Source organism: Kribbella sp. NPDC055110 (assembly GCF_053607525.1).
In genome coordinates, this window is the sequence record NZ_JBSGTS010000005.1 from 122668 (window position 1) to 147162 (window position 24495).

At 68.3% G+C, this 24495-nt stretch carries 28 protein-coding genes; 13 read left to right on the plus strand and 15 right to left on the minus strand.

What is annotated here, in order from left to right:
- The first annotated feature begins 5 nt into the window (after positions 1-5).
- From zwf to ACWF0M_RS10380, 5 genes are all read left to right on the plus strand, one after another.
- Positions 6-1556 (plus strand): glucose-6-phosphate dehydrogenase, encoded by a 1551-nt coding sequence (zwf, locus tag ACWF0M_RS10360; RefSeq protein WP_452235322.1) that lies wholly within the window; start codon positions 6-8, stop codon positions 1554-1556.
- Positions 1553-2656, plus strand: coding sequence for a glucose-6-phosphate dehydrogenase assembly protein OpcA (locus ACWF0M_RS10365; RefSeq protein WP_452235323.1), 1104 nt, complete (start codon positions 1553-1555; stop codon positions 2654-2656). The genes zwf and ACWF0M_RS10365 overlap by 4 nt, the downstream gene beginning before the upstream one ends.
- Positions 2653-3372: a 6-phosphogluconolactonase gene (gene pgl, locus ACWF0M_RS10370; protein WP_452235324.1), complete on the plus strand. Its 720-nt coding sequence runs from the start codon at positions 2653-2655 to the stop codon at positions 3370-3372. Before ACWF0M_RS10365 ends, pgl begins: the two co-directional genes overlap by 4 nt.
- Before the next feature lie 105 nt (positions 3373-3477).
- Positions 3478-4293: an isocitrate lyase/PEP mutase family protein gene (locus tag ACWF0M_RS10375; RefSeq protein ID WP_452235325.1), complete on the plus strand. Its 816-nt coding sequence runs from the start codon at positions 3478-3480 to the stop codon at positions 4291-4293.
- A complete protein-coding gene (locus ACWF0M_RS10380; RefSeq protein ID WP_452235326.1) occupies positions 4283-4840 on the plus strand; it encodes a hypothetical protein in 558 nt (185 codons plus the stop codon). The genes ACWF0M_RS10375 and ACWF0M_RS10380 overlap by 11 nt, the downstream gene beginning before the upstream one ends.
- Here the strand turns inward: ACWF0M_RS10380 and ACWF0M_RS10385 are convergent.
- A complete protein-coding gene (locus ACWF0M_RS10385) occupies positions 4799-5416 on the minus strand; it encodes an NADPH-dependent F420 reductase (RefSeq protein WP_452235327.1) in 618 nt (205 codons plus the stop codon). The two genes, ACWF0M_RS10380 and ACWF0M_RS10385, sit on opposite strands and share 42 nt — an antisense overlap.
- Positions 5417-5481: 65 nt before the next feature.
- On the opposite strand from ACWF0M_RS10385, the gene ACWF0M_RS10390 reads away from it, so the two are divergent.
- From ACWF0M_RS10390 to def, 3 genes are all read left to right on the plus strand, one after another.
- Positions 5482-5826: a winged helix-turn-helix transcriptional regulator gene (locus tag ACWF0M_RS10390; RefSeq protein WP_452235328.1), complete on the plus strand. Its 345-nt coding sequence runs from the start codon at positions 5482-5484 to the stop codon at positions 5824-5826.
- A gap of 43 nt (positions 5827-5869) precedes the next feature.
- The gene (locus tag ACWF0M_RS10395; RefSeq protein ID WP_452235329.1) at positions 5870-6685 is read left to right on the plus strand and encodes an LLM class F420-dependent oxidoreductase; all 816 of its coding nucleotides are present in this window, start codon (positions 5870-5872) and stop codon (positions 6683-6685) included.
- A gap of 99 nt (positions 6686-6784) precedes the next feature.
- Entirely contained in the window at positions 6785-7390 is a 606-nt protein-coding gene (gene def / locus ACWF0M_RS10400) for a peptide deformylase (protein WP_452235330.1), read from the plus strand.
- Between the two features lies 1 nt (position 7391).
- On the opposite strand, the gene ACWF0M_RS10405 is transcribed toward def, so the two are convergent.
- Genes ACWF0M_RS10405 through cobT form a run of 5 tightly spaced genes read right to left on the minus strand, consistent with a single transcriptional unit; the run spans position 7392 to position 11537 of the window.
- A complete protein-coding gene (locus tag ACWF0M_RS10405) occupies positions 7392-7931 on the minus strand; it encodes a phosphotransferase-like protein (protein WP_452235331.1) in 540 nt (179 codons plus the stop codon).
- Positions 7919-8437 carry a GNAT family N-acetyltransferase gene (locus ACWF0M_RS10410; protein ID WP_452235332.1) on the minus strand — a complete coding sequence of 173 codons (519 nt, stop codon included), beginning with the start codon at positions 8435-8437 and terminating at the stop codon, positions 7919-7921. Before ACWF0M_RS10410 ends, ACWF0M_RS10405 begins: the two co-directional genes overlap by 13 nt.
- A gap of 9 nt (positions 8438-8446) precedes the next feature.
- A complete protein-coding gene (locus tag ACWF0M_RS10415) occupies positions 8447-9250 on the minus strand; it encodes a TrmH family RNA methyltransferase (protein WP_452235333.1) in 804 nt (267 codons plus the stop codon).
- The gene (gene cobA / locus ACWF0M_RS10420) at positions 9247-10470 is read right to left on the minus strand and encodes a uroporphyrinogen-III C-methyltransferase (protein ID WP_452235334.1); all 1224 of its coding nucleotides are present in this window, start codon (positions 10468-10470) and stop codon (positions 9247-9249) included. The genes ACWF0M_RS10415 and cobA overlap by 4 nt, the downstream gene beginning before the upstream one ends.
- Complete coding sequence (gene cobT / locus ACWF0M_RS10425) at positions 10467-11537, minus strand: nicotinate-nucleotide--dimethylbenzimidazole phosphoribosyltransferase (RefSeq protein WP_452235335.1); 1071 nt, start codon at positions 11535-11537, stop codon at positions 10467-10469. Before cobT ends, cobA begins: the two co-directional genes overlap by 4 nt.
- A gap of 180 nt (positions 11538-11717) precedes the next feature.
- Here cobT and ACWF0M_RS10430 point away from each other — a divergent pair, with 180 nt between their 5' ends.
- Positions 11718-12248, plus strand: coding sequence for a YbhB/YbcL family Raf kinase inhibitor-like protein (locus tag ACWF0M_RS10430; RefSeq protein WP_452235336.1), 531 nt, complete (start codon positions 11718-11720; stop codon positions 12246-12248).
- A gap of 3 nt (positions 12249-12251) precedes the next feature.
- Here ACWF0M_RS10430 and ACWF0M_RS10435 read toward each other — a convergent pair whose 3' ends face one another.
- Positions 12252-12629 (minus strand): YchJ family protein, encoded by a 378-nt coding sequence (locus ACWF0M_RS10435; RefSeq protein ID WP_452235337.1) that lies wholly within the window; start codon positions 12627-12629, stop codon positions 12252-12254.
- 39 nt (positions 12630-12668) lie between these two features.
- On the opposite strand from ACWF0M_RS10435, the gene ACWF0M_RS10440 reads away from it, so the two are divergent.
- Entirely contained in the window at positions 12669-13526 is an 858-nt protein-coding gene (locus ACWF0M_RS10440) for a hypothetical protein (RefSeq protein WP_452235338.1), read from the plus strand.
- 21 nt (positions 13527-13547) lie between these two features.
- On the opposite strand, the gene ACWF0M_RS10445 is transcribed toward ACWF0M_RS10440, so the two are convergent.
- Positions 13548-14309 (minus strand): DNA glycosylase AlkZ-like family protein, encoded by a 762-nt coding sequence (locus ACWF0M_RS10445; RefSeq protein ID WP_452235339.1) that lies wholly within the window; start codon positions 14307-14309, stop codon positions 13548-13550.
- Positions 14310-14508: 199 nt separating this feature from the next.
- Between ACWF0M_RS10445 and ACWF0M_RS10450 the strand changes: the two genes are divergently transcribed.
- The gene (locus ACWF0M_RS10450; protein ID WP_452235340.1) at positions 14509-14652 is read left to right on the plus strand and encodes a hypothetical protein; all 144 of its coding nucleotides are present in this window, start codon (positions 14509-14511) and stop codon (positions 14650-14652) included.
- 4 nt (positions 14653-14656) lie between these two features.
- Here the strand turns inward: ACWF0M_RS10450 and ACWF0M_RS10455 are convergent, their stop codons facing one another.
- Positions 14657-14914: a hypothetical protein gene (locus tag ACWF0M_RS10455; RefSeq protein WP_452235341.1), complete on the minus strand. Its 258-nt coding sequence runs from the start codon at positions 14912-14914 to the stop codon at positions 14657-14659.
- Positions 14915-15353: 439 nt separating this feature from the next.
- Here ACWF0M_RS10455 and ACWF0M_RS10460 point away from each other — a divergent pair, with 439 nt between their 5' ends.
- Entirely contained in the window at positions 15354-15977 is a 624-nt protein-coding gene (locus ACWF0M_RS10460) for a class I SAM-dependent methyltransferase (RefSeq protein WP_452235342.1), read from the plus strand.
- Between the two features lie 60 nt (positions 15978-16037).
- Here ACWF0M_RS10460 and ACWF0M_RS10465 read toward each other — a convergent pair whose 3' ends face one another.
- A complete protein-coding gene (locus ACWF0M_RS10465) occupies positions 16038-16766 on the minus strand; it encodes an SDR family oxidoreductase (RefSeq protein ID WP_452235343.1) in 729 nt (242 codons plus the stop codon).
- A 76-nt stretch (positions 16767-16842) separates the two neighbouring features.
- Between ACWF0M_RS10465 and ACWF0M_RS10470 the strand changes: the two genes are divergently transcribed.
- The gene (locus ACWF0M_RS10470; RefSeq protein WP_452235344.1) at positions 16843-17220 is read left to right on the plus strand and encodes a MerR family transcriptional regulator; all 378 of its coding nucleotides are present in this window, start codon (positions 16843-16845) and stop codon (positions 17218-17220) included.
- A 586-nt stretch (positions 17221-17806) separates the two neighbouring features.
- Here the strand turns inward: ACWF0M_RS10470 and ACWF0M_RS10475 are convergent.
- From ACWF0M_RS10475 to ACWF0M_RS10495, 5 genes are all read right to left on the minus strand, one after another.
- Entirely contained in the window at positions 17807-18691 is an 885-nt protein-coding gene (locus tag ACWF0M_RS10475) for a carbohydrate ABC transporter permease (RefSeq protein WP_452235345.1), read from the minus strand.
- Positions 18691-19650 carry a carbohydrate ABC transporter permease gene (locus ACWF0M_RS10480; RefSeq protein WP_452235346.1) on the minus strand — a complete coding sequence of 320 codons (960 nt, stop codon included), beginning with the start codon at positions 19648-19650 and terminating at the stop codon, positions 18691-18693. Before ACWF0M_RS10480 ends, ACWF0M_RS10475 begins: the two co-directional genes overlap by 1 nt.
- Positions 19647-20930 carry an ABC transporter substrate-binding protein gene (locus tag ACWF0M_RS10485; RefSeq protein ID WP_452235347.1) on the minus strand — a complete coding sequence of 428 codons (1284 nt, stop codon included), beginning with the start codon at positions 20928-20930 and terminating at the stop codon, positions 19647-19649. The genes ACWF0M_RS10480 and ACWF0M_RS10485 overlap by 4 nt, the downstream gene beginning before the upstream one ends.
- Positions 20931-21139: 209 nt before the next feature.
- Positions 21140-23275: a 3-hydroxyacyl-CoA dehydrogenase NAD-binding domain-containing protein gene (locus ACWF0M_RS10490; RefSeq protein ID WP_452235348.1), complete on the minus strand. Its 2136-nt coding sequence runs from the start codon at positions 23273-23275 to the stop codon at positions 21140-21142.
- Complete coding sequence (locus ACWF0M_RS10495) at positions 23272-24492, minus strand: acetyl-CoA C-acetyltransferase (RefSeq protein ID WP_452235349.1); 1221 nt, start codon at positions 24490-24492, stop codon at positions 23272-23274. Before ACWF0M_RS10495 ends, ACWF0M_RS10490 begins: the two co-directional genes overlap by 4 nt.
- Between the last annotated feature and the right edge of the window lie 3 nt (positions 24493-24495).

A 24495-nucleotide genomic window follows, 5' to 3' on the forward strand; every position in this document is an offset into this window, starting at 1 on the left:
GGGCCATGACGGCTGAGCTCGAGGAAGGGCCTCCGGGCCCGGTGAACCCGCTACGCGATCCGCAGGATCGGCGGCTGCCGAGGATCGCCGGGCCGTGCGGCCTGGTGATCTTCGGCGTCACCGGCGACCTGGCCCGCAAGAAGCTGATGCCGGCGGTCTACGACCTGGCGAACCGGGGGCTGTTGCCCCCGGGTTTCGCCCTGGTCGGGTTCGCCCGTCGTGACTACACCAACCAGGACTTCGCCCAGATCGTGCACGACTCGGTGAAGGAGCACGCGCGGACGCCGTTCCGCGAGGAGGTCTGGCAGCAGCTCGCCGAGGGCTTCCGGTTCGTGCCGGGCGACCTGACCGACGACGAGGCGTTCAAGCGGCTCCGCGAGACCGTCGACGAGCTCGACGTCACCCGCGGCACCGGCGGCAACCACGCGTTCTACCTGTCGATCCCGCCGGGCCTGTTCCCGGAGGTCGTGCGGCAGCTGTCCGAGCACGGCCTGACCGACGAGAAGCCGGGCTCGTGGCGGCGGGTGGTGATCGAGAAGCCGTTCGGTCACGACCTGAAGAGCGCCCGCGAGCTCAACCAGGTGGTCGAGTCGGTGTTCCCGCCCGAGGCGGTCTTCCGGATCGACCACTACCTGGGCAAGGAGACGGTCCAGAACATCCTCGCGCTGCGGTTCGCGAACGCGATGTTCGAGCCGATCTGGAACAGCAACTACGTCGACCACGTGCAGATCACGATGGCCGAGGACATCGGCATCGGCGGCCGCGCCGGGTACTACGACGGCATCGGCGCCGCCCGGGACGTGATCCAGAACCACCTCCTCCAGCTGCTCGCGCTGGTCGCGATGGAGGAGCCGGTCAGCTTCGACGCCTGGTCGCTGCGCCAGGAGAAGAAGAAGGTACTGAACGCCGTACAGCTGCCCGAGCGGCTCGACCTGCACAGTGCCCGTGGTCAGTACGCGGCCGGCTGGGCCGGTGGCGTCAAGGTCAAGGGCTACCTGCAGGAGGACGGCATTCCTGCGTCGTCGGCGACGGAGACGTTCGCTGCGCTGCGGGTCGATGTCGACACCCGCCGCTGGGCGGGCGTCCCGTTCTACCTGCGTACCGGCAAGCGGCTCGGCCGGCGCGTCACCGAGGTCGCGGTGATGTTCAAGCGCGCGCCGCACCTGCCGTTCAACAAGACCGAGACCGAAGAGCTCGGCCAGAACGCCCTGGTGCTGCGGATCCAGCCGGACGAGGGCATCACGGTCCGCTTCGGCGCCAAGGTGCCCGGTACGTCGATGGAGATCCGCGACGTGAACATGGACTTCGCGTACGGCGGCTCGTTCACGGAGTCCTCCCCCGAGGCGTACGAGCGGCTGATCCTCGACGTACTGCTCGGTGATCCGCCGCTGTTCCCGCAGCACACCGAGGTCGAACTGGGCTGGAAGATCCTCGACCCGGTGCTCGACTACTGGGCCCGGCACGGCAAGCCGGAGCAGTACGCGTCCGGCGACTGGGGCCCGGACTCGGCCAAGGAGATGCTCGCCCGCGACGGACGTGCCTGGAGGCGGCCATGATCATCGACCTGACCGACACCACCTCGAGCGAGATCGCGTCGGCGCTGCTGAAGGCCCGGCGGAACGCCGGCTCGCCGGCCATGGGCATGGTCGGCACCATCGTGGTGGTCGTCGACGAGGCGTCCCACCACGACGCGATGAAGGCCGCGAACGAGGCCGGTCGCGAACACCCGTCCCGGGTCCTGGTCGCGATCCTGCGGCCGGGCCGCGGCGCGTCCGGGCTGGACGCCGAAGTACGGGTCGGCGAAGGCATTCCGGGTGAAGCGGTGCTGCTGCGGTTGCACGGTGAGCTGGCGAAGGTGCCGGAGTCCGTGGTCACACCATTGCTGCTGCCCGACTCCCCCGTCATCGTCTGGTGGCCGGGCGGCGGGCCTCGCGTTCCCGCCGAGGATCCGTTGGGCCGGCTGGGTCGGCGCCGGGTGACCGATGCGGCGGCTACGCGCCGGGCCTCGGTGGACTACAGCGCGCGGGCCGAGGGGTACGCGCCTGGTGACACCGACTTCGCGTGGACACGGCTGACGCCGTGGCGTGCGCTGATGGCGGCCGCGCTGGATCAGTACCCGACGAAGGTGACCGGGGCCGAGGTCACGGCCGCTCGCGGGAACCCGAGTGCGGATCTGATGGCCGCATGGTTGCAGTCGCGGCTCAAGGTGCCGGTGGAGCAGCGGAACTCGCGGGGCCCGGGTGTGACCGCCGTACGGCTGTTCACCCCTTCCGGTGCGATCGCGCTGACGCGGCCGGACGGTGCGGTCGCGACGTTCAGCGTGCCGGGCCAGCCGGATCGGCCGGTCGCGTTGAAGCGGCGTACGACGTCCGAGCTGCTGAGCGAGGAACTGCGGCGGCTCGATCCGGACGACGTGTACGCGAAGACGCTGGCGTGCATGGTCGAGCGGGACGCGCTGCCGGCGGACGCGAAGAAGGTCGCGGAGACGGCGCGGAAGTCGACGTCGGCGAAGGCGACCGCTGCGGGTGTCGCGGCGCAGAAGGCTACTCCGCAGAAGAAGGCGGCCGCCAAGAAGCCTGCTACCAAGAAGGTCGCCGCGAAGAAGGTTGCTGCTGCGAAGAAGGTTGCTGGGGGCAAGAAGGCGGCGAAGCGATGAACCAGGCCGAGCTGCTGATCCATGCCGATGCCGACGATCTGGCGTACGCCGTCGCGTCCCGGTTCATCACCCGGGTCGTCGATGCCCAGAGCACCGGTGATGTCGCCCAGGTGGTGCTGACCGGCGGGCGGGTCGCCGCCCTCGTGTACCGGGCCGTCGCGGAGTCGCCGGCCCGGGAGCAGATCGATTGGCATCGGGTCGAGTTCTGGTGGGGTGACGAGCGCTTCCTGCCCGACGGCGACCCGGACCGGAACGAGACGCAGGCCCGGGAGGCGCTGCTGTCTCACCTGGACATCGACCCCGCGCGGGTGCACCCGATGCCTGCCGACACCGGGCAGGGCGCTGAGGCTGCAGCTGCGGCGTACGCGGAGGAGCTCGCCGCGGCGGGCTCGCCGAAGTTCGACGTACTGATGCTCGGCGTCGGCCCGGACGGACACGTGGCGTCGCTCTTCCCCGGCTATCCGCAGCTCGAGGTGATCGATGTCGAGGCGGTAGCCGTCCACGATTCGCCGAAGCCGCCACCGACCCGGGTCTCCCTGACGTTCCCGCGGCTGGACCGGGCGCGGGAGGTCTGGTTCGTGGTGTCGGGCGAGGACAAGGCAGACGCGGTCGCCCAGGCACTCACCGGCGGCGACCTCCCCGCGGCCCACCCGAAGGGCCACGACCGAACCCTCTGGCTCCTCGACCAGGCCGCCGCGTCAAAACTCGGGGCGTAACACCCCCTCCCGCACCGTTGCACAGGAAATAGCCTGTGCTCACTCACCAGTTCCTGTGCAACAGTGCGGTCCGCGCCGAAGTTTGGCGGTGGCAGACTCGGGGGCATGACGTTTCGTGAGTTGCATGCCGGGCGGTTTGTGATGCCTAACGCGTGGGACGCCGGGAGTGCGGTGATCCTTGCGGCGGCTGGGTTTTCGGCGATCGCGACTACGAGTGCGGGGATCGCGTTCTCGATGGCGAAGGGTGATCACACGCTTCCGGACGGGGCGCCTGCGGTGTCGCGGGAGCAGATGTTCGAGCGGATGCGGGAGATCACGGCCGCAAGCGCCGTACCGGTGAACGGGGATCTCGAGGACGGGTACGGCGCCGAGCCGTCGCAGGTCGCGGACACGATCAGGCTGGCCCGCGAGGCCGGGTTGGCCGGCGGGAACATCGAGGACTACGACGGGCGGGAACTGTACGACGTCTCGCTCGCAGTGGAGCGTGTCGTCGCGGCTCGGGAGGCGGCGGGTCCTGATTTTGTGCTGACCGCGCGGACCGACGGGCAGTTGCTACGTACGCCGACCTCGTTGAGCGACTCGATCGAGCGCGCGAACCGCTTCCGCGCGGCGGGGGCGGACTGCCTGTACGTGCCCGGCGTCAACGAGCTCGCCACGATCCGCACCTTGGTGGCCGAGATCGACGGCCCGTTGAACGTTGTCATCGGTCTCGGCAGGTCCACGTTGGCGGTCGCCGACCTGCAGGCGGCCGGCGTCGTCCGGATCAGCCTCGGGGGCAGTATCGCCCGGGCCGCACTCGGGTTCGTCCGCCGGAGCGCGGAGGAGCTGGCGACGAAGGGCACGATCACGTTCGCCGCCGACCAGATCCCACAGGCTGACTTGAACGAGCTGTTTGCGCGATCATCCAAGGGTGAACGCTGATCCGCGGCTGATCCCGGTAGCGAGAACCCACGGCATCGTGGGCCTCGCCACCTGCGCATGCCTGATCGTCTTCTACGCCGCAGGCGAACCCTTCGGTGTCATCAACGACCTCGGCAACGCCCTCCTGGGCCTCCTCAGCCTCACCCTCGCCTGGCTCCTCCGATCCGGCCGTCGGGCGGTTCTTCTGGGTGTTGCAGCAGTCGGGGCGGTGCTGACAGTTCTGGGGACGGTGTTTGTGCTCACCGGTATCACCGGCTTCTACCTGGCCGGGCTGTGGTCGAGTTTCGGGTTTGCTCTGATCGGGGTCTGGCTGGTCGGGATCAGCCGGATCGGGTTGCCGCGATTGCGGCGAGCGGCGTTGGTTGCCGGTCTGGTCATGCTGCTCGGGCTGGTCGGCGTACCAGGTATCCTGATGGGTCTCGACGACATGGACACCGCCCCGGCCTGGACGTTCGTAGCCGGCGTGAGCTGGGCGGGGACCTACCTGCTGTTCCCCGCCTGGAGCCTACGGCTGGCCGGGCAGCACCGCACCGAAAGCGTCAGCTAGCGGTGGGAACATCTCACGCACGTCTCCCCCACTGACCCAGATCCCGATCGCCAGCGCGGCCGTTGCCTCCAGCAACCGTGCCCGCCGCAGTCCGCCCGCGAACACCGGCGTACACCCGAGATCCCGCACCAGCTCCGCAACCTGCTCCACCCCAGCGTCGCCGCACAGCGGCACCCCGAGCCCAGCCGGCGGATTCCGCCACACGGCATCAGGCGCCAGGTTGAACGCCTTCACAACCTGCACCCCCGGCACAGCCCGGCTGATCGCCTCAGCTGCGGCAGGCTGCGCCAGCGTGAAGTCCCGCTGATCCAGCGCATTCGTGCAATCGATCAACGTCGTACCGGCAGGCACCACCTCAGCGACCTTCACCGCCACCTCGGCTGGGACAGCCAGCAACGCCACCTCGCCGTACGCCGCTGCTTCCGCCAGCGACCCGGCCGTCGCGCCGACGCGCTCAGCCACCTCAGCCGCGCGGTCGGCCGAGCGACCACCCACCATCACGTCATGGCCTGCCTTGACCCATTGCGAGGCCAGCGCCTCAGCCATCAACCCGTTGCCCAGTGTTCCTATTCGCATGGATTGGACGGTAGACAGTTCGATGCGCACCTCCAGGTGCCCAACGGCCGACGCACAATGGACGGGTGGAGCCGAGATTCTTCGCCGACTGCCAGGCGCGCGTCGCCGCCGACCTGATCAGCGGACGCTGGCCGATGGTCGTGCTGTACTCGCTCTCGGACGGCCCGGCGCGTCCCGGCGAGCTCCGCCGGCAGATCGGCGGTATCAGCCAGAAGGTCCTCACCGAGACACTCCGCCGCCTCGAGCACAACGGCCTGGTCGAACGCACCCGGTACGCCGAAGCGCCGCCGCGGGTCGAGTACTCGCTGACCGTCGCCGGCAAGGACCTCCTGGTCCCGATCCGCGCCCTCGGCGACTGGGCCGCCGTTTACGCCGACCAACTCCCGGCCGGTGACAACGTCACCCAGTGACCTATCCGGAGGGTCCTCCGTAAAGCGGGATAGGATCGCCGGTATGACAGCTTCCGATTCCACCGACCGTCCGTACGGCGCGTTTCCCGTCCGGATCGGTCTGCAGGTCCAGCCCCAGCACGCCCAGTACGCCGACATCCGGCGGACCGTCGCAGCGGCCGAAGAGATCGGCGTCGACGTTGTTTTCAACTGGGACCACTTCTACCCCCTGAGCGGTGAGCCCGAGGGTCTGCACTTCGAGTGCTGGACCATGCTGGCCGCCTGGGCCGAGGCGACCGAGCGGGTCGAGTTCGGCGCCCTGGTCACCTGTAACTCCTACCGCAACCCCGACCTGCTCGCCGACATGGCGCGGACGGTCGACCACATCAGCGACGGCCGGCTGATCTTCGGTATCGGCTCCGGCTGGTTCGAGAAGGACTACGACGAGTACGGCTACGAGTTCGGTACGGCGGGCGGCCGGCTGGACGCCCTCGGCGAGGCGCTGCCGCGGATCGAGGCCCGCTGGGACAAGCTCAACCCGAAGCCGACCCGGGACATCCCGGTGCTGATCGGCGGCGGCGGTGAGAAGAAGACGCTGAAGCTCGTCGCCAAGCACGCGAACATCTGGCACGGTTTCGGCGACGCCGAGACGATCGCGCACAAGCACGCCGTACTGGACGAGCACTGCGCCACGATCGGCCGCGACCCCGGTGAGATCGAGCGTTCGGTCGCCGTCGGCGACAAGACCCCCGAGCAGGTCGGCAAGTCGCTCCTGGACGTAGGCACCCGCCTCTTCACGGTCCACTCCTCCGGCCCCGACTACGACCTGGGCCTGCTCCGCGACTGGATCACCTGGCGCGACGAGGTCAACGCCAAGTAGCACCCAACTTTGAGCACCCACCAACCACGAACGCGCCACGACAACGGTTGGTGGGTGCTCGAAGATGCGGCGGGGGTGCGGGCGGTTAGGATTTCGGGCATGTCTACGTTGCCTTCGAACGGTTCGGTGCGGCCTATTACGCGGTGGGGTACCGACGTCATGCATCGGGTCAATCAGCCTGTCACCGACTTCGGGGACGAACTGCAGACGCTGGTCGCCGACATGGTCGCGACGATGAACGCGGCCGAGGGTGTCGGCCTGGCGGCGAACCAGGTCGGCGTGGACCTGCAGCTGTTCGTGTTCGACTGCCCCGACAAGGACGGCAACCGCGTCCAGGGCGTCGTGTGCAATCCGACGCTGGAGCTCCCGGAGGGTAAGGACCGCAACCTCGACGAGGGCGACGAGGGCTGCCTGTCGCTGCCCGGCGCGTTCACCAAGTGCGCCCGCCCCGACTTCGCGAAGGTCACCGGCGTCGACCAGCACAACCAGCCGGTCAGCTTCGAGGGCGACGGCCTGCTGGCGCGCTGCCTGCAGCACGAGACCGACCACACGCAGGGCATGGTCTTCGGCGACCGCCTGTCCCGCAAGTACAAGAAGCGCCTGTTCGCCGAGGCCGAGGAGTTCGCCCCGGACTACCCGACCGACTGGCCGGTGTCCCCGATGGTCGAGCACGAGGACGAGCACGAGGACACGCCCGCCACCTGACCTACCAGCGGGCCTTCTCCAGGTCGATCCCGTCGACGGTTTCCGCCGCGGTCTGACCCGAGGTGTCGAGCCACAGGCCTCGGCGCGGGATCTCGTCGAGGCCGGCCTGCAATGCCCGTACGCCGTCCTCGAGCGAGGGACCCCAGTCACGGTACGAGTTGGCGCCGCCGCGGCCGATCTCCCGCTCGACGATCGACTCGACCGACGGGACGAGTACGACGAGGTACGGGTCGATGTCGTGCAGCCGGGAGAACCAGCGCTCGACGTGATCGCCCAGGACGATATCGCTGCAGACGAAGTCGAAACCGGCGTCGGCGTAGTGCTGTGCGACGAGCGCGCTGGCGTCGTACCGGAGTTCCAACTGCCGCACTGCCTCCGCCGACGGGTCCGGCGTCATCACCTCGGCGCCGGCGACCACGCCGCGGTAGAACACGTCCCCGTCGAGCGTCGCGGCCGGCGGACCCATCCGCGCGGCGAGCAGCGGCGCGATAGTGGACTTCCCCGCCGCCTGCATGCCGGTGACGAGAACTACTTTCGCCATTCCTCCGCCTTGAGTGAGTAGATCGTGGCGTCGAACAGTACGCCGTCCTCCTCCAGCACCGCTTGGTGGTCGAAGCTCATGCCGAGCCGGCGCATGACCGCGATGCTACGGACGTTCGGAGTGTCGGTCACCGCAATTACCCGCGGCAGCCCGACCTCGGCGAAGGCGTAGTCGAGCCACGACGCCGCCGCCTCGGTCGCGTACCCGTGGCCCCAGTACTCCCGCGCCAGCCGCCACCCGATCTCGAGGTCGTCCGGGTACCACTGCTCCCTGCTGAGCCCACAGGCGCCCAGAAACATCCCGTCCGTACGTCGTTCCACCGCGAGGAACCCGATCCCGTCGGCGGCGTACGACGCGTTCACGGCCGCGGCGATCCGGTCGGAGTGCTCCCGGTCCAGCGGCGGTCCGAGGTACTGCGTGACGTCGGGATCCGCGTTCAGCGCGGCCCACGGTTCCAGGTCGGTCTCGCGGAACGGGCGCAGTACCAGGCGTTCCGTCGTACGCATAGCTCCCCCTCAGCGTGTGGCGTAGAACGCTACTGCTGCTGAGGATGCCACGTTGAGGGAGTCGACGCCGCCGGCCATCGGGATGCGTACGGTCAGGTCTGCCTGTTCGAGCACATGCGGCTTGAGGCCGTGCCCTTCGGTGCCGAAGATCAGCGCGAGCTTGTCGTCCTTGCGGTCCGCGAGCTCGTCGAGCGTGATCGAGTCGTCGGCGAGCGCCATCGCGGCGGCGACATACCCCTTGTCCTGCAGGTGCCGCAGGTCGCCGGGCCAGTCCTGCAGGCGGGTCCACGGGACCTGGAAAACGGTCCCCATCGACACCTTGATCGAGCGCCGGTACAGCGGGTCGGCGCACGTCGGCGTCACCAGCACCAGCCCGACACCGAGAGCGGCCGCGGCGCGGAACCCGGCTCCAACGTTGGTGTGGTCAACGATCTCGTCGAAGATCGCGATCCGCCGTACGTCGTCGGTGAGGAGGTCCGGCAGCGGTACGGCGGGTTGCCGCTTGTACGACGCCAGCGCGCCGCGGTGCACGTGGAACCCGGTGACCTGCTCGGCCAACTCCTCCGAGACGACGTACACGGGCTTGTCCGGCCATTTCTCCAACACGTCCTGCAACGAGTCGAGCCACCGCGGCGCGAGCAGGAACGACCGCGGCTCATACCCGGCATCCGCCGCCCGGCGGATCACCTTGTCGCCCTCGGCAATGAACAACCCATGCTCTTCTTCCAGCAACCGCCGAAGACTAACCTCCCGCAACCGAACGTAATCGGCCAGCCGCGAGTCCTCCGCCTCCCCAACCGGAACCAGAGTCACGTGCTCTTCCCGGCCCGTGCCTGCGCGGCCACCTCTACCACGTTGCCGATGACAACGATCGCCGGTGCGCCGACGCCCTCGTCCGCCATCGCCTGTGCGATCCCGGCGAGATCCGATGTGACCATCCGCTGCCCAGGAAGGGTGCCGTCGGCAATCGCCGCCGCGGGTGTCTCCGCCGCGCGACCGCCCTCGATCAAGCGGGACGTGATCGCCGGCAGGTTCTCCACCGCCATCAGCAACACCAGCGTCCCGTGCAACTGCGCCAACGCATCCCAGTTCACCAGCGAATCCGGATGCGACGGCGGGATATGCCCCGACACCACCGTGAACTCATGCGTGACCCCACGATGCGTCACCGGTATCCCCGAAACCGCCGGCACGGAAATCGAACTCGTGATCCCCGGCACCACAGTCCAAGGAACCCCAGCCGCCGCACACGCGAGCGCCTCCTCGAACCCGCGCCCGAACACGTACGGATCCCCGCCCTTGAGCCGCACCACAACCTTCCCCTGCTGCCCCCGCTCCACCAGGATCCGATTGATCTCCTCCTGCTGCGCCGCCCGTCCGCGCGGCAGCTTCGCCGCATCGAACAGCTCGACATCAGGATGCAGCTCATCCAGCAACTGCTGCGGAGCCAGCCGATCCGCAACCACCACATCCGCCTCGGCCAGCAACCGCCGCCCGCGCACCGTGATCAGATCCGGATCGCCCGGTCCCCCACCAACGAGGTACACCCCGGGCCGCCGATCCACCTCGCGCGCCGCCAGCTCACCGGTCCGCAGCCCCTCGAGAATCGCGTCCCGTACGGCGGCGGACCGCCGGTGATCGCCTCCACCGAGAACACCGATCGTCACGTTGTCGTGCTGCCCGGACGCCGGAGTCCACGCGGTCGCACGGGAACGGTCGTCGGATCGCACGCAGAAGATCCGCCGTTCCTCCGCCTCCGCGGACACCTGATCGTTGACCGCGGCATCATCCGTCGCGACCACGACGTACCAGGCTCCGTCCAGGTCACCATCGGCGTACCCGCGCTCGATCCAGGTCAGCGACGGGTTGCCGAGCAGCCCCTCGATCGTCGGCGTGATCGACGGCGAGACGAGGTCGATCTGCGCCCCGGACTCGAGCAGCCGCGGCAACCGACGCTGGGCGACCCCGCCACCGCCGACGACGACCACGCGCCGTCCCTCGAGGACCAGACCGGACAGGTACTGGTTGGTCACGAAGTGATCCCCGCGTCCTCGAACGTGGCCATCTCGGCGAGCGCACGGACAGCGCAGGTCAGGATCGGGTACGCGAGCACCGCCCCGGTCCCCTCACCGAGCCGCAGGTCCAGGTCGACCAGCGGCTGCAGACCGAGCTGCTTGAGCGCGACCGCGTGACCAGGCTCCGCGGACCGGTGTCCTGCGACGCAGTAGTCGACGACGGCCGGGTGGAACGCCTGCGCCACGAGCGCGGCCGCCCCGGCGATCACGCCGTCCAGGATGACCGGTGTGCGATTGGCCGCCGCGCCGAGGATGTACCCGGCAAGGGCAGCATGCTCAAGGCCGCCGTACGCCTGCAGAGCCTTGAGCGGCTCGGTCGCAGGTACGGCGTGGAGCGCGAGAGCATCCCGTACGACGCGTGTCTTGTGCGCGAGCGCCGCGTCGTCGATGCCGGTCCCGCGACCCGTGACGGCGTCGGCGGTCGCGCCCGTGAAGGTCGCGATCAGCGCGGCCGAGGCGGTGGTGTTGGCGATACCCATGTCACCGGTCAGCAGGCAGCGGTACCCGTCCCGGACCAGCTGGTCGGCGAGGTCGAACCCGACCGCGATCGCCGTACGCGCCTCGTCCTCGGTCAGCGCCTCGGTCTGCGACAGGTCGCGCGTACCTGGGCGGACCTTCGCGTGCAGGATGTCCAACTGCTCAACCGGCGTGGCGACACCGACGTCGACCACGCGGACGTCGACACCGTTGTTCTTCGCGAACGCGTTGACCGCGGCGCCACCGGCCGCGAAGTTCGCCAGCATCGCGGCGGTCACTTCCTGCGGCCACGGGGAGACGTTCTGCGCGTGGACCCCGTGGTCGGCCGCGAAGACCGTCACCACGGCCGGATGCGGCACAGCCAGCGTTCCGGTCATCCCGGCCACCTTCACGGACAGGTCCTCCAGGACCCCGAGCGAGCCGGCGGGCTTCGTCAGCTGCGCGTGCCGCTCCTCGGCCGCCCGCATCGCTCCGGAATCCGCCGGAGCAATCCGCTCCAGGTACCCCTCCAGCGCGCCGTCCACACCGTCCTCCATCGAGTCCTCCATCGCGCCCACCATCCGTTCCCGTCGGTTCCCGTCCACCGGTCCGGCCGACGGTCCCGTCGTACCGCTCCGATCTTCGCATCCCCGAGTCCGTGCCCCGGAACGGACCAGCGGGATGTGGACAGTAGTGTCGGAATCACCACACTTCCATCAGCACGCCGCGAGACTCGGAGGGCCTACAAGATGTCGCTCGATCGTCCCGTCGCACCGGACCCGTACAAACTCCTCCCGGAGGCCGGTTCGTTCACCGTCACCAGCACCGACGTCGCCGACGGCAAGCCGTTGCCGGACGACCACGCGTTCGCCGGCGGCAACACGTCGCCGCAGCTCAGCTGGTCCGGGTTCCCGGCGGAGACCAAGGCCTTCGTCGTGACCTGCTTCGACCCGGACGCCCCGATCGTCTCCGGCTTCTGGCACTGGGTCCTGGTCAACCTCCCGGCCACCGTCACCGAACTCCCCACCGGCGCCGGCGCAGGCGAACGCCTCGACAACGGCGCCTTCCACGTCCGCAACGACTTCGGCACCAAGTCCTTCGGCGGCGCCGCCCCACCCGCAGGCGACCAGATCCACCGCTACTACTTCGTCGTCCACGCCATCGACGTAGAAGCCCTGGACGTCGACGCGGAAGCCACCCCCGCAGTAGTCGGCTTCAACCTAGCCTTCCACACCCTCGCCCGAGCAATCCTCACCCCGACTTACCAAATCCCGGAGTAGTCCTCACAGCGCCGCGACGTACACCCATTCGCCTGCTTCGCGGGTGAAGGTGCTGTTTTCGGATTGGGTGCCTGGGTGGCCGTTTCGGGTGTAGTGGGCGTGGAACTCGACGGTGCCTTCGGTGTGGAAGGGGCTGCCGCCGGTGGTGTTGACGATCTCCAGGCCGGTCCATTTCTGGCCTGGGGTGAAGTCGATATGGGCCGGGCGGGTGCCGAGGGACCAGGTCTGGCGCAGGTACGCCGCATCGTGCATCGCGAAGGCGGCGTACCTGGACCGCATCAACTGCTCCGCCGTAGTGGCCGTCGCCTCGCCGCGGTGCAGGCGGCCGCAGCACGCGGCGTACGGGAGGTCTTGTCCGCAGGGGCAGGTGGGAACTGGCATGTGCCGATTGTTGCCCATCCGCCGTGATCTACTGCAGCGATGGTGACCGAGGCGGCGCGCTGGCGACGGCAGACGGTACGGCCCGTTCTCGACTGGTACGCCGCTGTAGAGGGCGTCGACGCCGTGATGCTGGGTGGGTCGACCGCTCGCGGGGACGCGGATCGTTGGTCGGATGTCGAGGTCGGCGTGTTCTGGTTCCGGCCGCCTACGCCCGATGAGCGACTCGCGGTCGCTGCTGACGTTCGGTTGGTGAACGTCGACGGGCCGCCCTGGGACGACCACCTGTACCTGGGCGCGCCGCGGCTGGACGGGCTGATGGTCGAGGTCGCGCACACGCTGACGCAGATGGTCGATCGCGCCTTGGACGAGTTGCTCGCCGGCAATCCCGATGGGCAGGTCATGCAGCTGGCGCAGGGGATCATCGACGGCCGCGAGGTGATCGGGCCGCGAGCGGAGGTCGTTGCACGCTGGCAGGAGCGCGTGGCGACGTATCCGCGTGACCTGGCGCTCGCCGTCGTACGGCACAACGGGAACATCGAGAAGTTCTGGCGCTGGCAGATGTTCTTCGAGCGCGACAACCCGCTTCTGGTCGCCCGCGAGTTCGTGCGCATGGTCAACCAGCTGCTCAACGTGCTTTATGCGCTCAACGGCCGGTACAGCGGTCACGTCCTGGCCTTCAAGCGCCTCGACGCGCTCGGGCTCCCACTGGCGCCGCCGTCCCTCGCCGCCCGCCTCCGCGCCGTCTTCGACCGGCCCGCCCCCGAAGGCGCCCAGACCCTCCACGACCTCATCGAGGAAACCTTCGACCTCGTCGAACGCCACCTGCCCGAGGTCGACGTCGATGCTCTGCGCGCGACCTTCCGCAGCGACCGCAAGCCGCTCGACTCACCGGACTGACAGCTCAGCCGGACCGACAGCTCACCGGACTGACAGCCGCGGATCCCGCACCGGCAGGCTCGTCACCTCCGCGCACAAATCGTCGTACTGCTCCCGGCTGAGCCCCTCCGACAGCACCACGTCGACGCGGCCGCCTTTCCGTCCCCAGGCACCGACGATCCGGCCGTCGACCAGCAACCCGTTCGGGTGGAACGAATCGGCCGCCGCGGTCAGGGCCCGCAGACCGGGCGCTATGAACCGGCCGTCTCGATCGCGACCGAACAACCGCAGATCCGGCGCAGCCAGCAACCGCACCCCGCGCGGCGCGTCCGCCGACCACAAACGGTCCGCGTCGTCCCGAAGTACCCAACCGGGTACGCCGTCGAAGTCCACCTCGACCAGCTCGTGAGCCACCTGGTCCCACACCACAAGCGCATCGGCCGGCGACATCCCGGCTCCGCGCCGCTCCTCACCGCCCAACGTCCGGCACACGTTTTCCGCGAGTACGTCGATCCGCCGCGAATCCAGCGGCTTCCGGCCGAGTGTGAACACCCCGAAGTCCCGCGCCGGCAACACATACACCGCCGCGCGCGGACTGTACGTCTGGATCAGCGCCGGGTGCTCCCAGTCCGCCGGCGAGCATCCCGCCATCCGAGCATGCAATCCGAGCAACGCGTCCCGCGGCGCAGTGTCCTGCAACCCGACGTACGCCGCCTCTTCCTGCGACCCGCTCGGCAGTCTCTCGACCAGGTTGTTGACGTGCAGCCGGTAGGCGATGGCCTGCTCGCGCGTAACAATCCGCATAGCCTCGACCGTAGACAGAAAACACGCCACCGCCTGACTTGATTTCGAGAAGCACCTTTGAAGACAGCCCGACTCGATCTCCTGGCGCTCGATCTCGACCGGGATCTCGGCGCACTGCACGCGATGTTGTCGGCCTCGAAGTACGGCGCGCGACGGGCGACATCTCCCCGCCACGGTCGCCGTCGAGGTCGGCGTACTCGTGGATCCGCTGTACGACGCCGCTCACGCCGCAGGCGTCGCCTCCACACCGCCGCAGGACAGGCCCTGGTACCGCCGTACCTTCACTCTCGTCCTGCCCGAAGGGCACAGGCTGACCGTCTCGGGGCCGCTCGGCGGAGCCTGAGCAGTCAGCTTCGGAAGTCGTAGTTGTAGACCATGATCGCGCCGACGCCCACGGCGAGAACGGCGAGGATCAGGCCGATCGCTGCCGCAGGCTTTCCGCGGCGGTTGCCGGCGAGCCCTGCGATCGCCAGGGCCAGTGCCGGTAGGGCGAACGGGAAGGCCAGGTACTGGCGGACCGGGAACCGGTCGATGAGGTTCGAGAACGGCAGGAACGGCGCGACCAGCCCGGCCATCCCGAACAGCAGCGCGAGGACACTCGGCACGCCCGAGCCCATCGGCCGACGGACTCCGGACGGCATTGCGGCAACAGGCTGCTGCGCGTGCTCTGGCCAAAGGTGCTGCGGGTACCCGGAGCCTGCGGGTGGAGGGGGCTGTTGTGGATAGGCGGTGGTCTGCCATGGGGGCTGGGCGGCACCTGATGGGGCATTGCCGAAGGTGGGCTGTTGCCCATAACTCGACGCAGGTGATTGAGGTGCGGCGGGGCGAGGATCCGGCTCGGCCGGGCGGTCGGTCATGGGGAGCTCCACACTCGGGGGGCCAGGCGCGAACTGTGCCTGGTGCGGATGGCATCTTCTCCGCTGACGCGGCGACTCCCGAGAAGGTTCCCCGATCGGCGCGACTACTCCTCGCGCAGCGGGACCCACCGCGCCACCCGCCAAAACCGACTCGCCGCGCTCGGCTGAACGCACTACCGTCCGTGACGTGGAGAACCCGAAGCAGCTCGTACGCCGCGGCTACGACAAACTCTCGCGCCGCTACGACAACGCAACCGGCGCCGACACGAAGTACCAGCCCTGGATCGAAAACCTACTCACGCGCCTCGCCCCACTGAGCCGGATCCTCGACATCGGCTGCGGCAGCGGCGTACCCGTGGCACGCGCACTCAGCGCCGCGGGACATCACGTGGTCGGCGTAGACATCAGCGAGGTCCAGATCAGCCGCGCGCGTGAACTCGTACCGCGGGCCGAATTCATCAACGCCGACGCGATGTCGCTCGACTTCCCCGCCGGATCGTTCGACGCCGTCGTCTCGCTCTACGCGCTGATCCACCTGCCGCTGGACGAACAGCCGCAACTCCTCGCGCGGATCGCTGCGTGGCTCCGGCCCGGTGGTTGCTTCCTCTGTACGACGGGCCACACCGCCTGGACCGGCACCGAGGACAACTGGCTCGACGGCGGCGCTCCGATGTGGTGGAGCCACAGCGATGCGGCGACGTACCGCAGTTGGCTGGCCGGCGCTGGCCTGGTTATCGACGACGAATCCTTTGTCCCCGAAGGGTCCGGTGGGCACACGCTCTTCTGGGCACACCGGCTTTCCGGAACATAATCGCCGCCAGCTGACGGTTTTGTTCCGGAAAGCCGGTGCGCTGAGCTCGCGGGGATGGGCTCAGGCCGTCGTCAGGGTCGCCAGGGCGCGATCCATCGCGGCGTTGAACTCTTCCGGCGTCAGCGACAGCCGGGACTTGATGTCCCGGCTCCACCGGTCGGCGAGGACCTCGGCGGAGCCCGCCTCGACGCCGTCGAGCGCGGCGTCGGCCAGGTCCGACGGGGCGATCTTGTCCACGGGCCAGCCGGCCGCCATGTCCGTGTCGGCCAGGCCCAGGTGGACGGCCGTCACGAGGGTCCCCTGCTCGGCGAGCTCCAGGCGGACGCTGTTGGTCATGGCCCACGCCGCGCCCTTGCTCAGGTGGTAGGCGTGGACGCCCCCGATCCCGAACCACGACATCGCCGAGAGGACGTTCACGATCGCACCCCCGCCGCTCCTGGCGAGTGTCGGCGCGAATTCCCGGATCAGCCCCAGTGGGCCGAGCATATTGGTCTCCAACTCGAGCCGGACCGCGTCCAATGAACCGGTCACGAGGTCGGTCCCCGTCTGGATGCCCGCGTTGTTGACAAGCAGCGAGACGTCGGGGGCCGCAGCGGCCGCTGTCTGCACGGACACAGGGTCGGTGACGTCGAGGGCCAGCACCTCCACGCCGGGCAGGTCCACGCTCTCGGGACGGCGAGCCGTGGCGTAGACCTTGCGCGCGCCCCGATCGAGAAGACGCTGGGCGAAGGCGCGTCCCAGGCCGCGGTTGGCTCCGGTGACAAGGGCAACTGAGTTGTTGATGTCCATGTCCGGTACGCTAGAACCTGACGCTGACGTCAGGGGCAAGTGCTGGACGTCCGGACCCGGTGTGAAGGGAGTCACCATGACCGTCACGGAGACGTCTGCCGAGCGGGTCCTCCGCATCGGCGAGGTGGCACGGGGCGCCGGCGTCTCGGTCCGCGCCGTGCGCTACTACGAGCAGCAGGGGCTGCTCACAGCGGAACGCAGCCCGTCGGGCCAGCGCCTCTACCGGCAGGACGCCATCACTCTGGTGCGCTTCTTCCAGCAGATGTACGCCGCCGGCCTGACCAGCCAGAGGATCGCGGAGCTCCTGCCGTGCTGGGACTCCGGACACACCGACTCCGAGCAACGAGCCATGCTGCGCGCCGAGCGCGACCGCATCCAGGCCAAGGTCGACGACCTGCAGGCCGCCCTCGACCGCCTCGACGAGGTCATCGGGATAACGGACACACACCCGTAGAGGCCCACCCCACCAGCCCGGGGTTAACCCTTCGGATGGTGGGTTCTCTGCTCGTCTGACCAACCCGCATGAGGCCAGCGGGTTTCCGGAACATAATTGCCACCAGCTGACGATTATGTTCCGGAAAGACCGCCCAACGAGCCGGCCTGACCCCGCAAGCTAGATCCGCCCGACGCAACAGCCCGCGCACCGCCGCAGGCGGCCAACAAACAGCCGCCGCGCAGCGGCGTCCGATCTGCCTCACCACCCGAGGTGGCGTCGGGAAGCCGGGTGGGCTCCCCGACGGTTGGGACCGCCCCGCCGACCGCGGTACCCACCGCAACAGTCCGCGCGCCGCAGCAGGGCGCCCAGCAAGTTCGCACCCGTCACCCGCACGAAGGCAGCGGGTTTCCGGAACATAATTGCCACCAGCTGACGATTATGTTCCGGAAAGACCGCCGCCCAACGAGTCGACCTCACCACCGCCAGCTACATCCGCCCAACGCAACAGTCCGCGCACCCCGCAGGTGGCCGACAAGCAGTCGTCGCGCAGGGGCGTCCGGTCTGTCTCACCGGCCGAGGTGGGGGCGGGGAGCCTTGGGTTGGGTCAGTCTTTGATGCCGGATTGGGTTACGCCTTGGATTAGGTAGCGCTGGAGGAAGGCGAAGATCAGGACCAAGGGGAGGATCGAGACTGCTACGGCCATGAAGAGTTCGTGGATGTTGATGGTTTGGGCGGTGATGAAGGTGGACATGGCGACCTGGATGGTCCAGGACGAGGAGTCCTGGCCGATCACCAAGGGCCACAGGAACGAGTTCCAGTTGCCGATGAAGGTGATTGCCGCGAGGGCCGCGAAGAACGGCAGGGAGTTCGGTACGACGATTCGCCAGAACACCCCGAAGTACCCGGCGCCGTCGACCCGGGCCGCCTCCTCGAGCTCCCGCGGAAATCCGAGGAAATACTGCCGGAAAAGGAACGCCGCGAACCCACTGAACAGCGTCGGAATGATCAGTCCGCGCAGCGAGGACACCCACCCAAGCGACGACACGACGATGAAGGACGGGATGAACGTGACCGCGCCCGGGATCATCAGCGTCGCGACGATCGCGTAGAAGATCTTGTCCGCGTGCCGATAGGGAATGCGCGCCAGCCCGTAGCCCGCCATCGATGCCAGCAGCAACTGTCCGCCGGTGCCGAGGATCGCGACGACGGCGGAGTTGTACAGCGCCCGCGCCATCGGCACTGTCGTGTCGTCGAACAGTTCAGTGATGTTGCTCCACTGCAGATGCGACGGGAACAACGTCCACGACGGCGCGGTGATGTCCGATTCGGTGGACAGCGCGTTGCGCAGGATCAGGTAGAACGGGATCAGGAACAGCACCAGCGCGATGAGCAGCGCGACCCAGCGCAGCACCAGGCCGACCCGGCCCAGGGTGCTCCGGCTGAAGCCGATCGGCTGCGGAGTTCCCGTCGTACGTTCGGAGACAGCCATCAGTCGCCCGCCTTTCCGAAGCCGAAGAGCCGACTCTGCAGCAGCGTCACGATCATGATGATGACCGCGAGGATCAGCGCGCCGGCCGATCCGTGCCCGAGGTCCTGGATCGAGCCGAGCGAGATGCTGTACAGGTAGACCAGCGGCGGCCGCGCGTAGTTGACGTTGCCGACCAGGTTGTAGAACTCGTCGAACGCCTGGTACGCCGCGATCAGGTTCAGGATCAGTACGGCGACCGACGTCGCCCGCAGCTGCGGCAGCGTGATGTACCGGAAGACCTGCCATCCGGGTTTCGCCCCGTCGACGTACGCCGCCTCGTACAACGTCGGCGAGATCCGCTGCAACCCCGCGATGAACAGGATCATGTAGAACCCGAGCTGGAGCCACAGCCGGACCGTCACCAGCGGGATCCAGTACCAGGGCGGATCCACGGTCGACAGCCAGGCGATGTTCTCGATCCCGAACCAGCCGAGCACCGTGTTCGCGAGGCCGAACCGGACGCCGTTGAAGATCGACAGCTTCCAGATCAGCGACGCGACGACGTACGAGCACGCGGTCGGCAGGAAGAACACCGACCGGAAGAACGCCCGCGCGATCTTCACCTGGTTGACCAGCAACGCCAGCGCGAGCGAGAGCACGAACGTCAGCGGCACGATGAACACCGCGAAGATCGTGAACGTGCCCAGGCTGGACAGGAAGTTGTGGTCGGTGAGCATGTCGACGTAGTTGCGCAGCCCGACGAACTTCGACGGTGTGGCTGTGTTGTACGCCTCGAAGAAGCTGAGGACCAGGCTCCAGATGATCGGCAGGTACGAGAAGATCAGCAGGCCGACCACGAACGGCCCGACGAACACCCAGAACCACAGGGCGTTCCCGGCGATGCCCTTCTGCCGCCGCCGCGGGCCCCGCCGCTCACCAGCTGTAGCGGGGACCTCGGAGGTCTTGGCCGGAGCGCTCATCCGAACAACCGCGACAGCTCGGTGTTCACGGTCTTCTCGGCCTTGGTGATCTCGGCAGCTGGGTCAGCTCCCTTCTTGATGCAGTTGGTGAGCAGATCGGTGAACGCCGTACCCATCTTCGGGGTCCACGCGGGGTTGTCGGTGTGCCCGTAGTCCTGGTTGAGCTTCACCGTGTCGGCCGCGACGCCGCTCTGCAGCTTCGAGGCCTTCGCCGCGAGGCTCTTGCGCGGCGGGATGTGGAAGCCGTAGCTCAGCGACCAGTCCTCCTGGTACTCCGACTTGTCGATCCAGAGCCACTTGACGAACTTCTTCGCCGCGTCGACGTTGGCGCTCTTGGAGGACACGAACTGCGTCCAGCCGCCGGAGTACACGGCCGGCTTGCCTTCGGCGTCAAGCTTCGGGAACGGGATCACGCCGATGTCGTCGCCGAGCGCCTTCTGCATGCCCGGCACCGCCCACATGCCGATCCACTGCATCGCGACCAGGCCCTGGTTGATCGCGGTCGGATCCCACCAGTCCGTCGGCGCGCCGAGCAGGACGCTCTTGCTCGCGTAGAGCTCGTGCAGTTTGCCGAACGCCTTCGCGGCCCGGTCGCCGGTGAAGCCGGGCTTGTTGTCGTCGGTCAGGTAGCTGCCGCCGGACGACCACAGCGCCGGTCCGCCCATGGCGTTGCCGCCGTCGTTGCCGACGAAGATGCCCTTGACCTTGTTCGTCGTGAGTTCCTTGGCCGCGGCGATCAGGTCGTCGACGGTCTCGGGCGGCTTGATGCCGGCCTTGTCGAGCAACGACTTGCGGTAGTAGATGACCTGCGGGTCGATGATCATCCGGACGCCGTAGATCTTGCCGTCGATGGTGTTCGTGGCGAGGTCGCCGGGCAGGAAGTCGTCCTTGACGTCGGCCATGATGTCGTCGAGCGGTACGACCTGGTTGCTCTTCACCATGCCGATGTTGAACTGGCTCTCGAACACGTCCGGGCCCTTGCTGGACAGGAGTCCGGAGGAGAGCTTGGCGCCGTAGTCACCTGGCGTCCACTGGACGGCGACGTTCGCGTCGGGGTAGGCCTTGGCGTACTTCAGCGCCGCCTGCTGCGTGCCGGTTTCGCCGTACTGGTGGTACCACTGCGACAGGTTGACCTTCGCGCCGCCGCCTCCACTGCCGGTGGACGGTCGGCCGGTGTTGCCACCACAGGCCGCGGTGAATGCGGCGAGGGCGGCCAGCCCACCGGTCCGCTTGAGCAGATCCCGCCGGGTGAGACCGGCGTTCGGAACATGAGCAGGCATGAATTCCACCTTCCCGAGAGGGAACGCCGCAGGGGTACGACGCACGGTTCCGAGTTACTTAACTGTGTTAAGCATCTCTGATTGTTGGCACACGCTACTACAGGTCAATCGTTGTAGAAGTGCCAGCACAATGTCTCAAAAGCGCGCCCGGCGCAAGACCGGGCGCGCTGCTATTTGTTTGAACGTGTGTAGTTGGTATCGACTCGTGATCAGCCGAAGGTCTCGCCGGCCGATGCCTTCGCAAGAAGCAGTGCGGGCGGCTCGAAGCGGGCGCCGTACGCCGCTGCCAGCTGACGCGCACGCTCCGCGAACGCGGCCGACCCGTAGGCGTTCACGTACTGCAACGCGCCGCCGTACAGCGGCGGGAACCCGATCCCGAAGATCGAACCGATGTTGGCGTCCGGCACCGAGCGCAGCACGCCCTCGTCGCGGCACTTGATCGTTTCCAGGGACATCGCGAAGAGCAGACGCTCCTGCAGATCGACGAGTGGGACGTCGGAATCACCAGCGAAATGCTCCCGCAACCCGGGCCACAACCGCTTCGGCCCGTCGGCCGGGTAGTCGTAGAACCCCGCGCCGGCCGCCTTGCCGCGCCGGTCGAACTCGTTGACGAGCCGATCGGTCACCGCCATCCCAGGGTGGTCGTCGAACGCGCCCGCGCTGTCACCGGCCGCCCGCGCGGCGTCCCGGATCTTCTGCGGCAGCGTCAGCGTCACCTCGTCCAGCATCGCCAGCGGCGGCGCCGGGAACCCGGCCTGCGTCGCGGCGCGTTCGATCATTACCGGGTCGACACCCTCGGCGACCATCGCGGCGCCTTCCATCACGAGCGTGCCGAACACCCGCGACGTGAAGAACCCGCGGCTGTCGTTGACCACGATCGGCGTCTTCTTGATCTGCCGTACGACGTCGTACGCCTGCGCGATCGCCCGGTCCGACGTCTTCTCCCCCACGATCAGCTCGACCAGCGGCATCCGGTCGACCGGCGAGAAGAAATGCATGCCGATGAAGTCGTCCGGCCGGTCGATGCCGTCGGCGAGCGTGGTGATCGGCAGGGTGGAGGTGTTCGAGCAGAGCAGCGCGTCGGGCTCGACCACGTCGGCGATCTCCGCGAACACCTTCTGCTTCAGCCCGCCGTCCTCGAAGACGGCCTCGATCACCAGATCGCACCCGGCCAGATCGTTCGGGTCCCCGGTCGGGGTGATCCGGCTCAGGAATGCCTCCGCATCGGCAGCAGTCGACCGGCTTTTCGCGACCTGCTTCGCGAGCAGCTTCTCAGAGTACTCCTTACCGCGCGCAGCCGCCTCCAACGAAACATCTTTGAGCACAACGTCGATCCCGGCCTTCGCGCACACATACGCGATTCCGGCGCCCATCATCCCGGCGCCGAGCACCCCGACCTTCCGCGCCCGAAAGGCAGGTACGCCGGAGGGCCGCGACCCGCCTGCATTGATCGACTGCAGGTCGAAGAAGAACGCCTGGATCATGTTCTTCGCGATCTGACCGGTCGCCAGCGACACGAAGTACCGCGACTCGATCCGCGAGGCGGTCTCGAAGTCGACCTGGCTGCCCTCGACCGCGGCGCTCATGATCGCCCGCGGCGCCGGGTACGGCGCGCCCTTGAGCTGCTTGCGCAGGTTCGCCGGGAACGCGGGCAGGAAAGCAGCCAGCTTCGGCGAGGACGGCGTACCGCCGGGGATCTTGTACCCGTCGCGGTCCCAGGGCTGCTTGGCGTCGCCGTCGTACGACGCGATCCACCGGCGGGCTGCGTCGAGCAGGTCCGCGGCCGGCACCACCTCGTCGACGATGCCGACCGACAGTGCGTGTGCGGGCTTCATCCGCTGGCCCTGCAGCAGCACCTTCATCAGCGCGTCCTGGAGCCCGAGCATCCGGACCGTGCGGGTCACTCCCCCGCCGCCGGGCAGCAGCCCGAGCGTCACCTCGGGGACGCCGAGCTCGATCCGGTTGTCATCGGCAACGATCCGGTGGTGGCAGGCGAGCGCGATCTCGAGGCCGCCGCCGAGCGCGGATCCGTTGATCGCGGCAACAACCGGCACACCTAGGGTCTCCAACGCCCGCAGCTGCCGCTTGACCTCCTCGATCGTCTCGAAGACCTGCGCTGCGTCCGACGGCTGGATCTGCGACAGCTGCTGCAGGTTGCCGCCGGCGAAGAACGTCGACTTCGCCGACGTCACGATCACGCCCTTGATCAGGGCTTTCTCTGCGGTCAGGCGCTCGACGGTCCGGCCCATCGCGGCGACGTACGCGTCGTTCATCGTGTTCGCCGAGGCGTCGGGGTCGTTCATCGTCAGCGTGACGACTCCGGCGTCGTTCTTCCACTCGATCATGCGGAGAGCCTTTCGATGATGGTTGCGACTCCCATACCGCCGCCGACGCACAGGGTGGCCAGTCCGTACCGGAGCTCGCGGCGCTCCAGCTCGTCCAGCAGGGTTCCGATCAGCATCGCGCCGGTGGCGCCGAGCGGGTGACCGAGGGCGATCGCGCCGCCGTTCACGTTCACCTTCTCGTGCGGTACGCCGAGATCCTTCATGAAGTGCATGACCGCGGCCGCGAACGCCTCGTTCATCTCGAACAGGTCGATATCGCTCACGTCCAGACCGGCGCGCGCCAAGGCCTTCCGGGCGGCCGGTGCCGGGCCGGTCAGCATGATGGTCGGGTCCGCACCGCTGACACCGACAGAGACCACGCGGCCGCGGGGCGCCTGACCGAGTGCCTCCCCGGCCTTCTCGTTGCCGACAGCAACCAGCGCGGCACCGTCGACGATGCCGGACGAGTTGCCCGCGTGGTGCACATGCGAGATCCGCTCGACGGTCACGTACTTCTCCAGCGCGACCGAGTCGAACCCGCCGTGCTCCCCGATCGCCTCGAACGACAACGGCAGCCCGGCGAGGGTCTCGACGGACGTCCCAGGCCGGACGAGCTGGTCGTGGTCGAGGATCCGCAGCCCGTTCCGATCCACGACCGGTACGACGGAACGCGCGAAGTACCCGTTGGCCCACGCCTTCGCGGCCCGCGCGTGCGACTCCGCGGCGTACGCGTCGACGTCGGTGCGGGAGAAGCCGTCGATCGTCGCGATCAGGTCCGCGCTGATGCCCTGCGGGATGAAGCCGGTCTCGAGCGCGGTCTCCGGGTCCATCGCCCAGGCGCCGCCGTCGGACCCCATCTTCACGCGCGACATCGACTCGACGCCGCCGGCCAGGATGAAGTCCTCCCATCCGGACCGGACCCGCTGCGCCGCCTGGTTGACGGCCTCGAGACCCGAGGCGCAGAAGCGGTTCAGCTGCACGCCGCCGGTCGTCTCGGGATAGCCGGCCATCAGTACGGCGGTGCGCGCGATGTCCATGCCCTGGTCGCCGATCGGCGTCACCACGCCGAGCACCACGTCGTCGATGGCGGCCGGATCCAGATCGGGATACCGGGTTCGCAGCTCCTGCAGCAGTCCGGTGATCAGCTGGATCGGCTTGACCTCGTGCAGTGCTCCGGTGGGCTTGCCCTTGCCGCGCGGTGTCCGAATCGCGTCGTACAGAAAGGCTTCGCTGGTCATGGA

What these genes read in the sequence shown, in the direction of transcription:
- ACWF0M_RS10385 (WP_452235327.1), bottom strand. Translation starts at nt 5,416, where the DNA reads ATGCGAATAGGAACACTGGGCAACGGGTTGATGGCTGAGGCGCTGGCC.
- zwf (WP_452235322.1), top strand. Translation starts at nt 6, where the DNA reads ATGACGGCTGAGCTCGAGGAAGGGCCTCCGGGCCCGGTGAACCCGCTA.
- ACWF0M_RS10405 (WP_452235331.1), bottom strand. Translation starts at nt 7,931, where the DNA reads ATGGCGAAAGTAGTTCTCGTCACCGGCATGCAGGCGGCGGGGAAGTCC.
- ACWF0M_RS10465 (WP_452235343.1), bottom strand. Translation starts at nt 16,766, where the DNA reads ATGGACATCAACAACTCAGTTGCCCTTGTCACCGGAGCCAACCGCGGC.
- ACWF0M_RS10495 (WP_452235349.1), bottom strand. Translation starts at nt 24,492, where the DNA reads ATGACCAGCGAAGCCTTTCTGTACGACGCGATTCGGACACCGCGCGGC.
- ACWF0M_RS10480 (WP_452235346.1), bottom strand. Translation starts at nt 19,650, where the DNA reads ATGAGCGCTCCGGCCAAGACCTCCGAGGTCCCCGCTACAGCTGGTGAG.
- ACWF0M_RS10435 (WP_452235337.1), bottom strand. Translation starts at nt 12,629, where the DNA reads ATGCCAGTTCCCACCTGCCCCTGCGGACAAGACCTCCCGTACGCCGCG.
- ACWF0M_RS10375 (WP_452235325.1), top strand. Translation starts at nt 3,478, where the DNA reads ATGACGTTTCGTGAGTTGCATGCCGGGCGGTTTGTGATGCCTAACGCG.
- ACWF0M_RS10440 (WP_452235338.1), top strand. Translation starts at nt 12,669, where the DNA reads ATGGTGACCGAGGCGGCGCGCTGGCGACGGCAGACGGTACGGCCCGTT.
- ACWF0M_RS10490 (WP_452235348.1), bottom strand. Translation starts at nt 23,275, where the DNA reads ATGATCGAGTGGAAGAACGACGCCGGAGTCGTCACGCTGACGATGAAC.
- ACWF0M_RS10365 (WP_452235323.1), top strand. Translation starts at nt 1,553, where the DNA reads ATGATCATCGACCTGACCGACACCACCTCGAGCGAGATCGCGTCGGCG.
- def (WP_452235330.1), top strand. Translation starts at nt 6,785, where the DNA reads ATGTCTACGTTGCCTTCGAACGGTTCGGTGCGGCCTATTACGCGGTGG.
- ACWF0M_RS10470 (WP_452235344.1), top strand. Translation starts at nt 16,843, where the DNA reads ATGACCGTCACGGAGACGTCTGCCGAGCGGGTCCTCCGCATCGGCGAG.
- ACWF0M_RS10445 (WP_452235339.1), bottom strand. Translation starts at nt 14,309, where the DNA reads ATGCGGATTGTTACGCGCGAGCAGGCCATCGCCTACCGGCTGCACGTC.
- cobT (WP_452235335.1), bottom strand. Translation starts at nt 11,537, where the DNA reads ATGGAGGACTCGATGGAGGACGGTGTGGACGGCGCGCTGGAGGGGTAC.
- ACWF0M_RS10485 (WP_452235347.1), bottom strand. Translation starts at nt 20,930, where the DNA reads ATGCCTGCTCATGTTCCGAACGCCGGTCTCACCCGGCGGGATCTGCTC.
- pgl (WP_452235324.1), top strand. Translation starts at nt 2,653, where the DNA reads ATGAACCAGGCCGAGCTGCTGATCCATGCCGATGCCGACGATCTGGCG.
- ACWF0M_RS10395 (WP_452235329.1), top strand. Translation starts at nt 5,870, where the DNA reads ATGACAGCTTCCGATTCCACCGACCGTCCGTACGGCGCGTTTCCCGTC.
- ACWF0M_RS10475 (WP_452235345.1), bottom strand. Translation starts at nt 18,691, where the DNA reads ATGGCTGTCTCCGAACGTACGACGGGAACTCCGCAGCCGATCGGCTTC.
- ACWF0M_RS10430 (WP_452235336.1), top strand. Translation starts at nt 11,718, where the DNA reads ATGTCGCTCGATCGTCCCGTCGCACCGGACCCGTACAAACTCCTCCCG.
- ACWF0M_RS10410 (WP_452235332.1), bottom strand. Translation starts at nt 8,437, where the DNA reads ATGCGTACGACGGAACGCCTGGTACTGCGCCCGTTCCGCGAGACCGAC.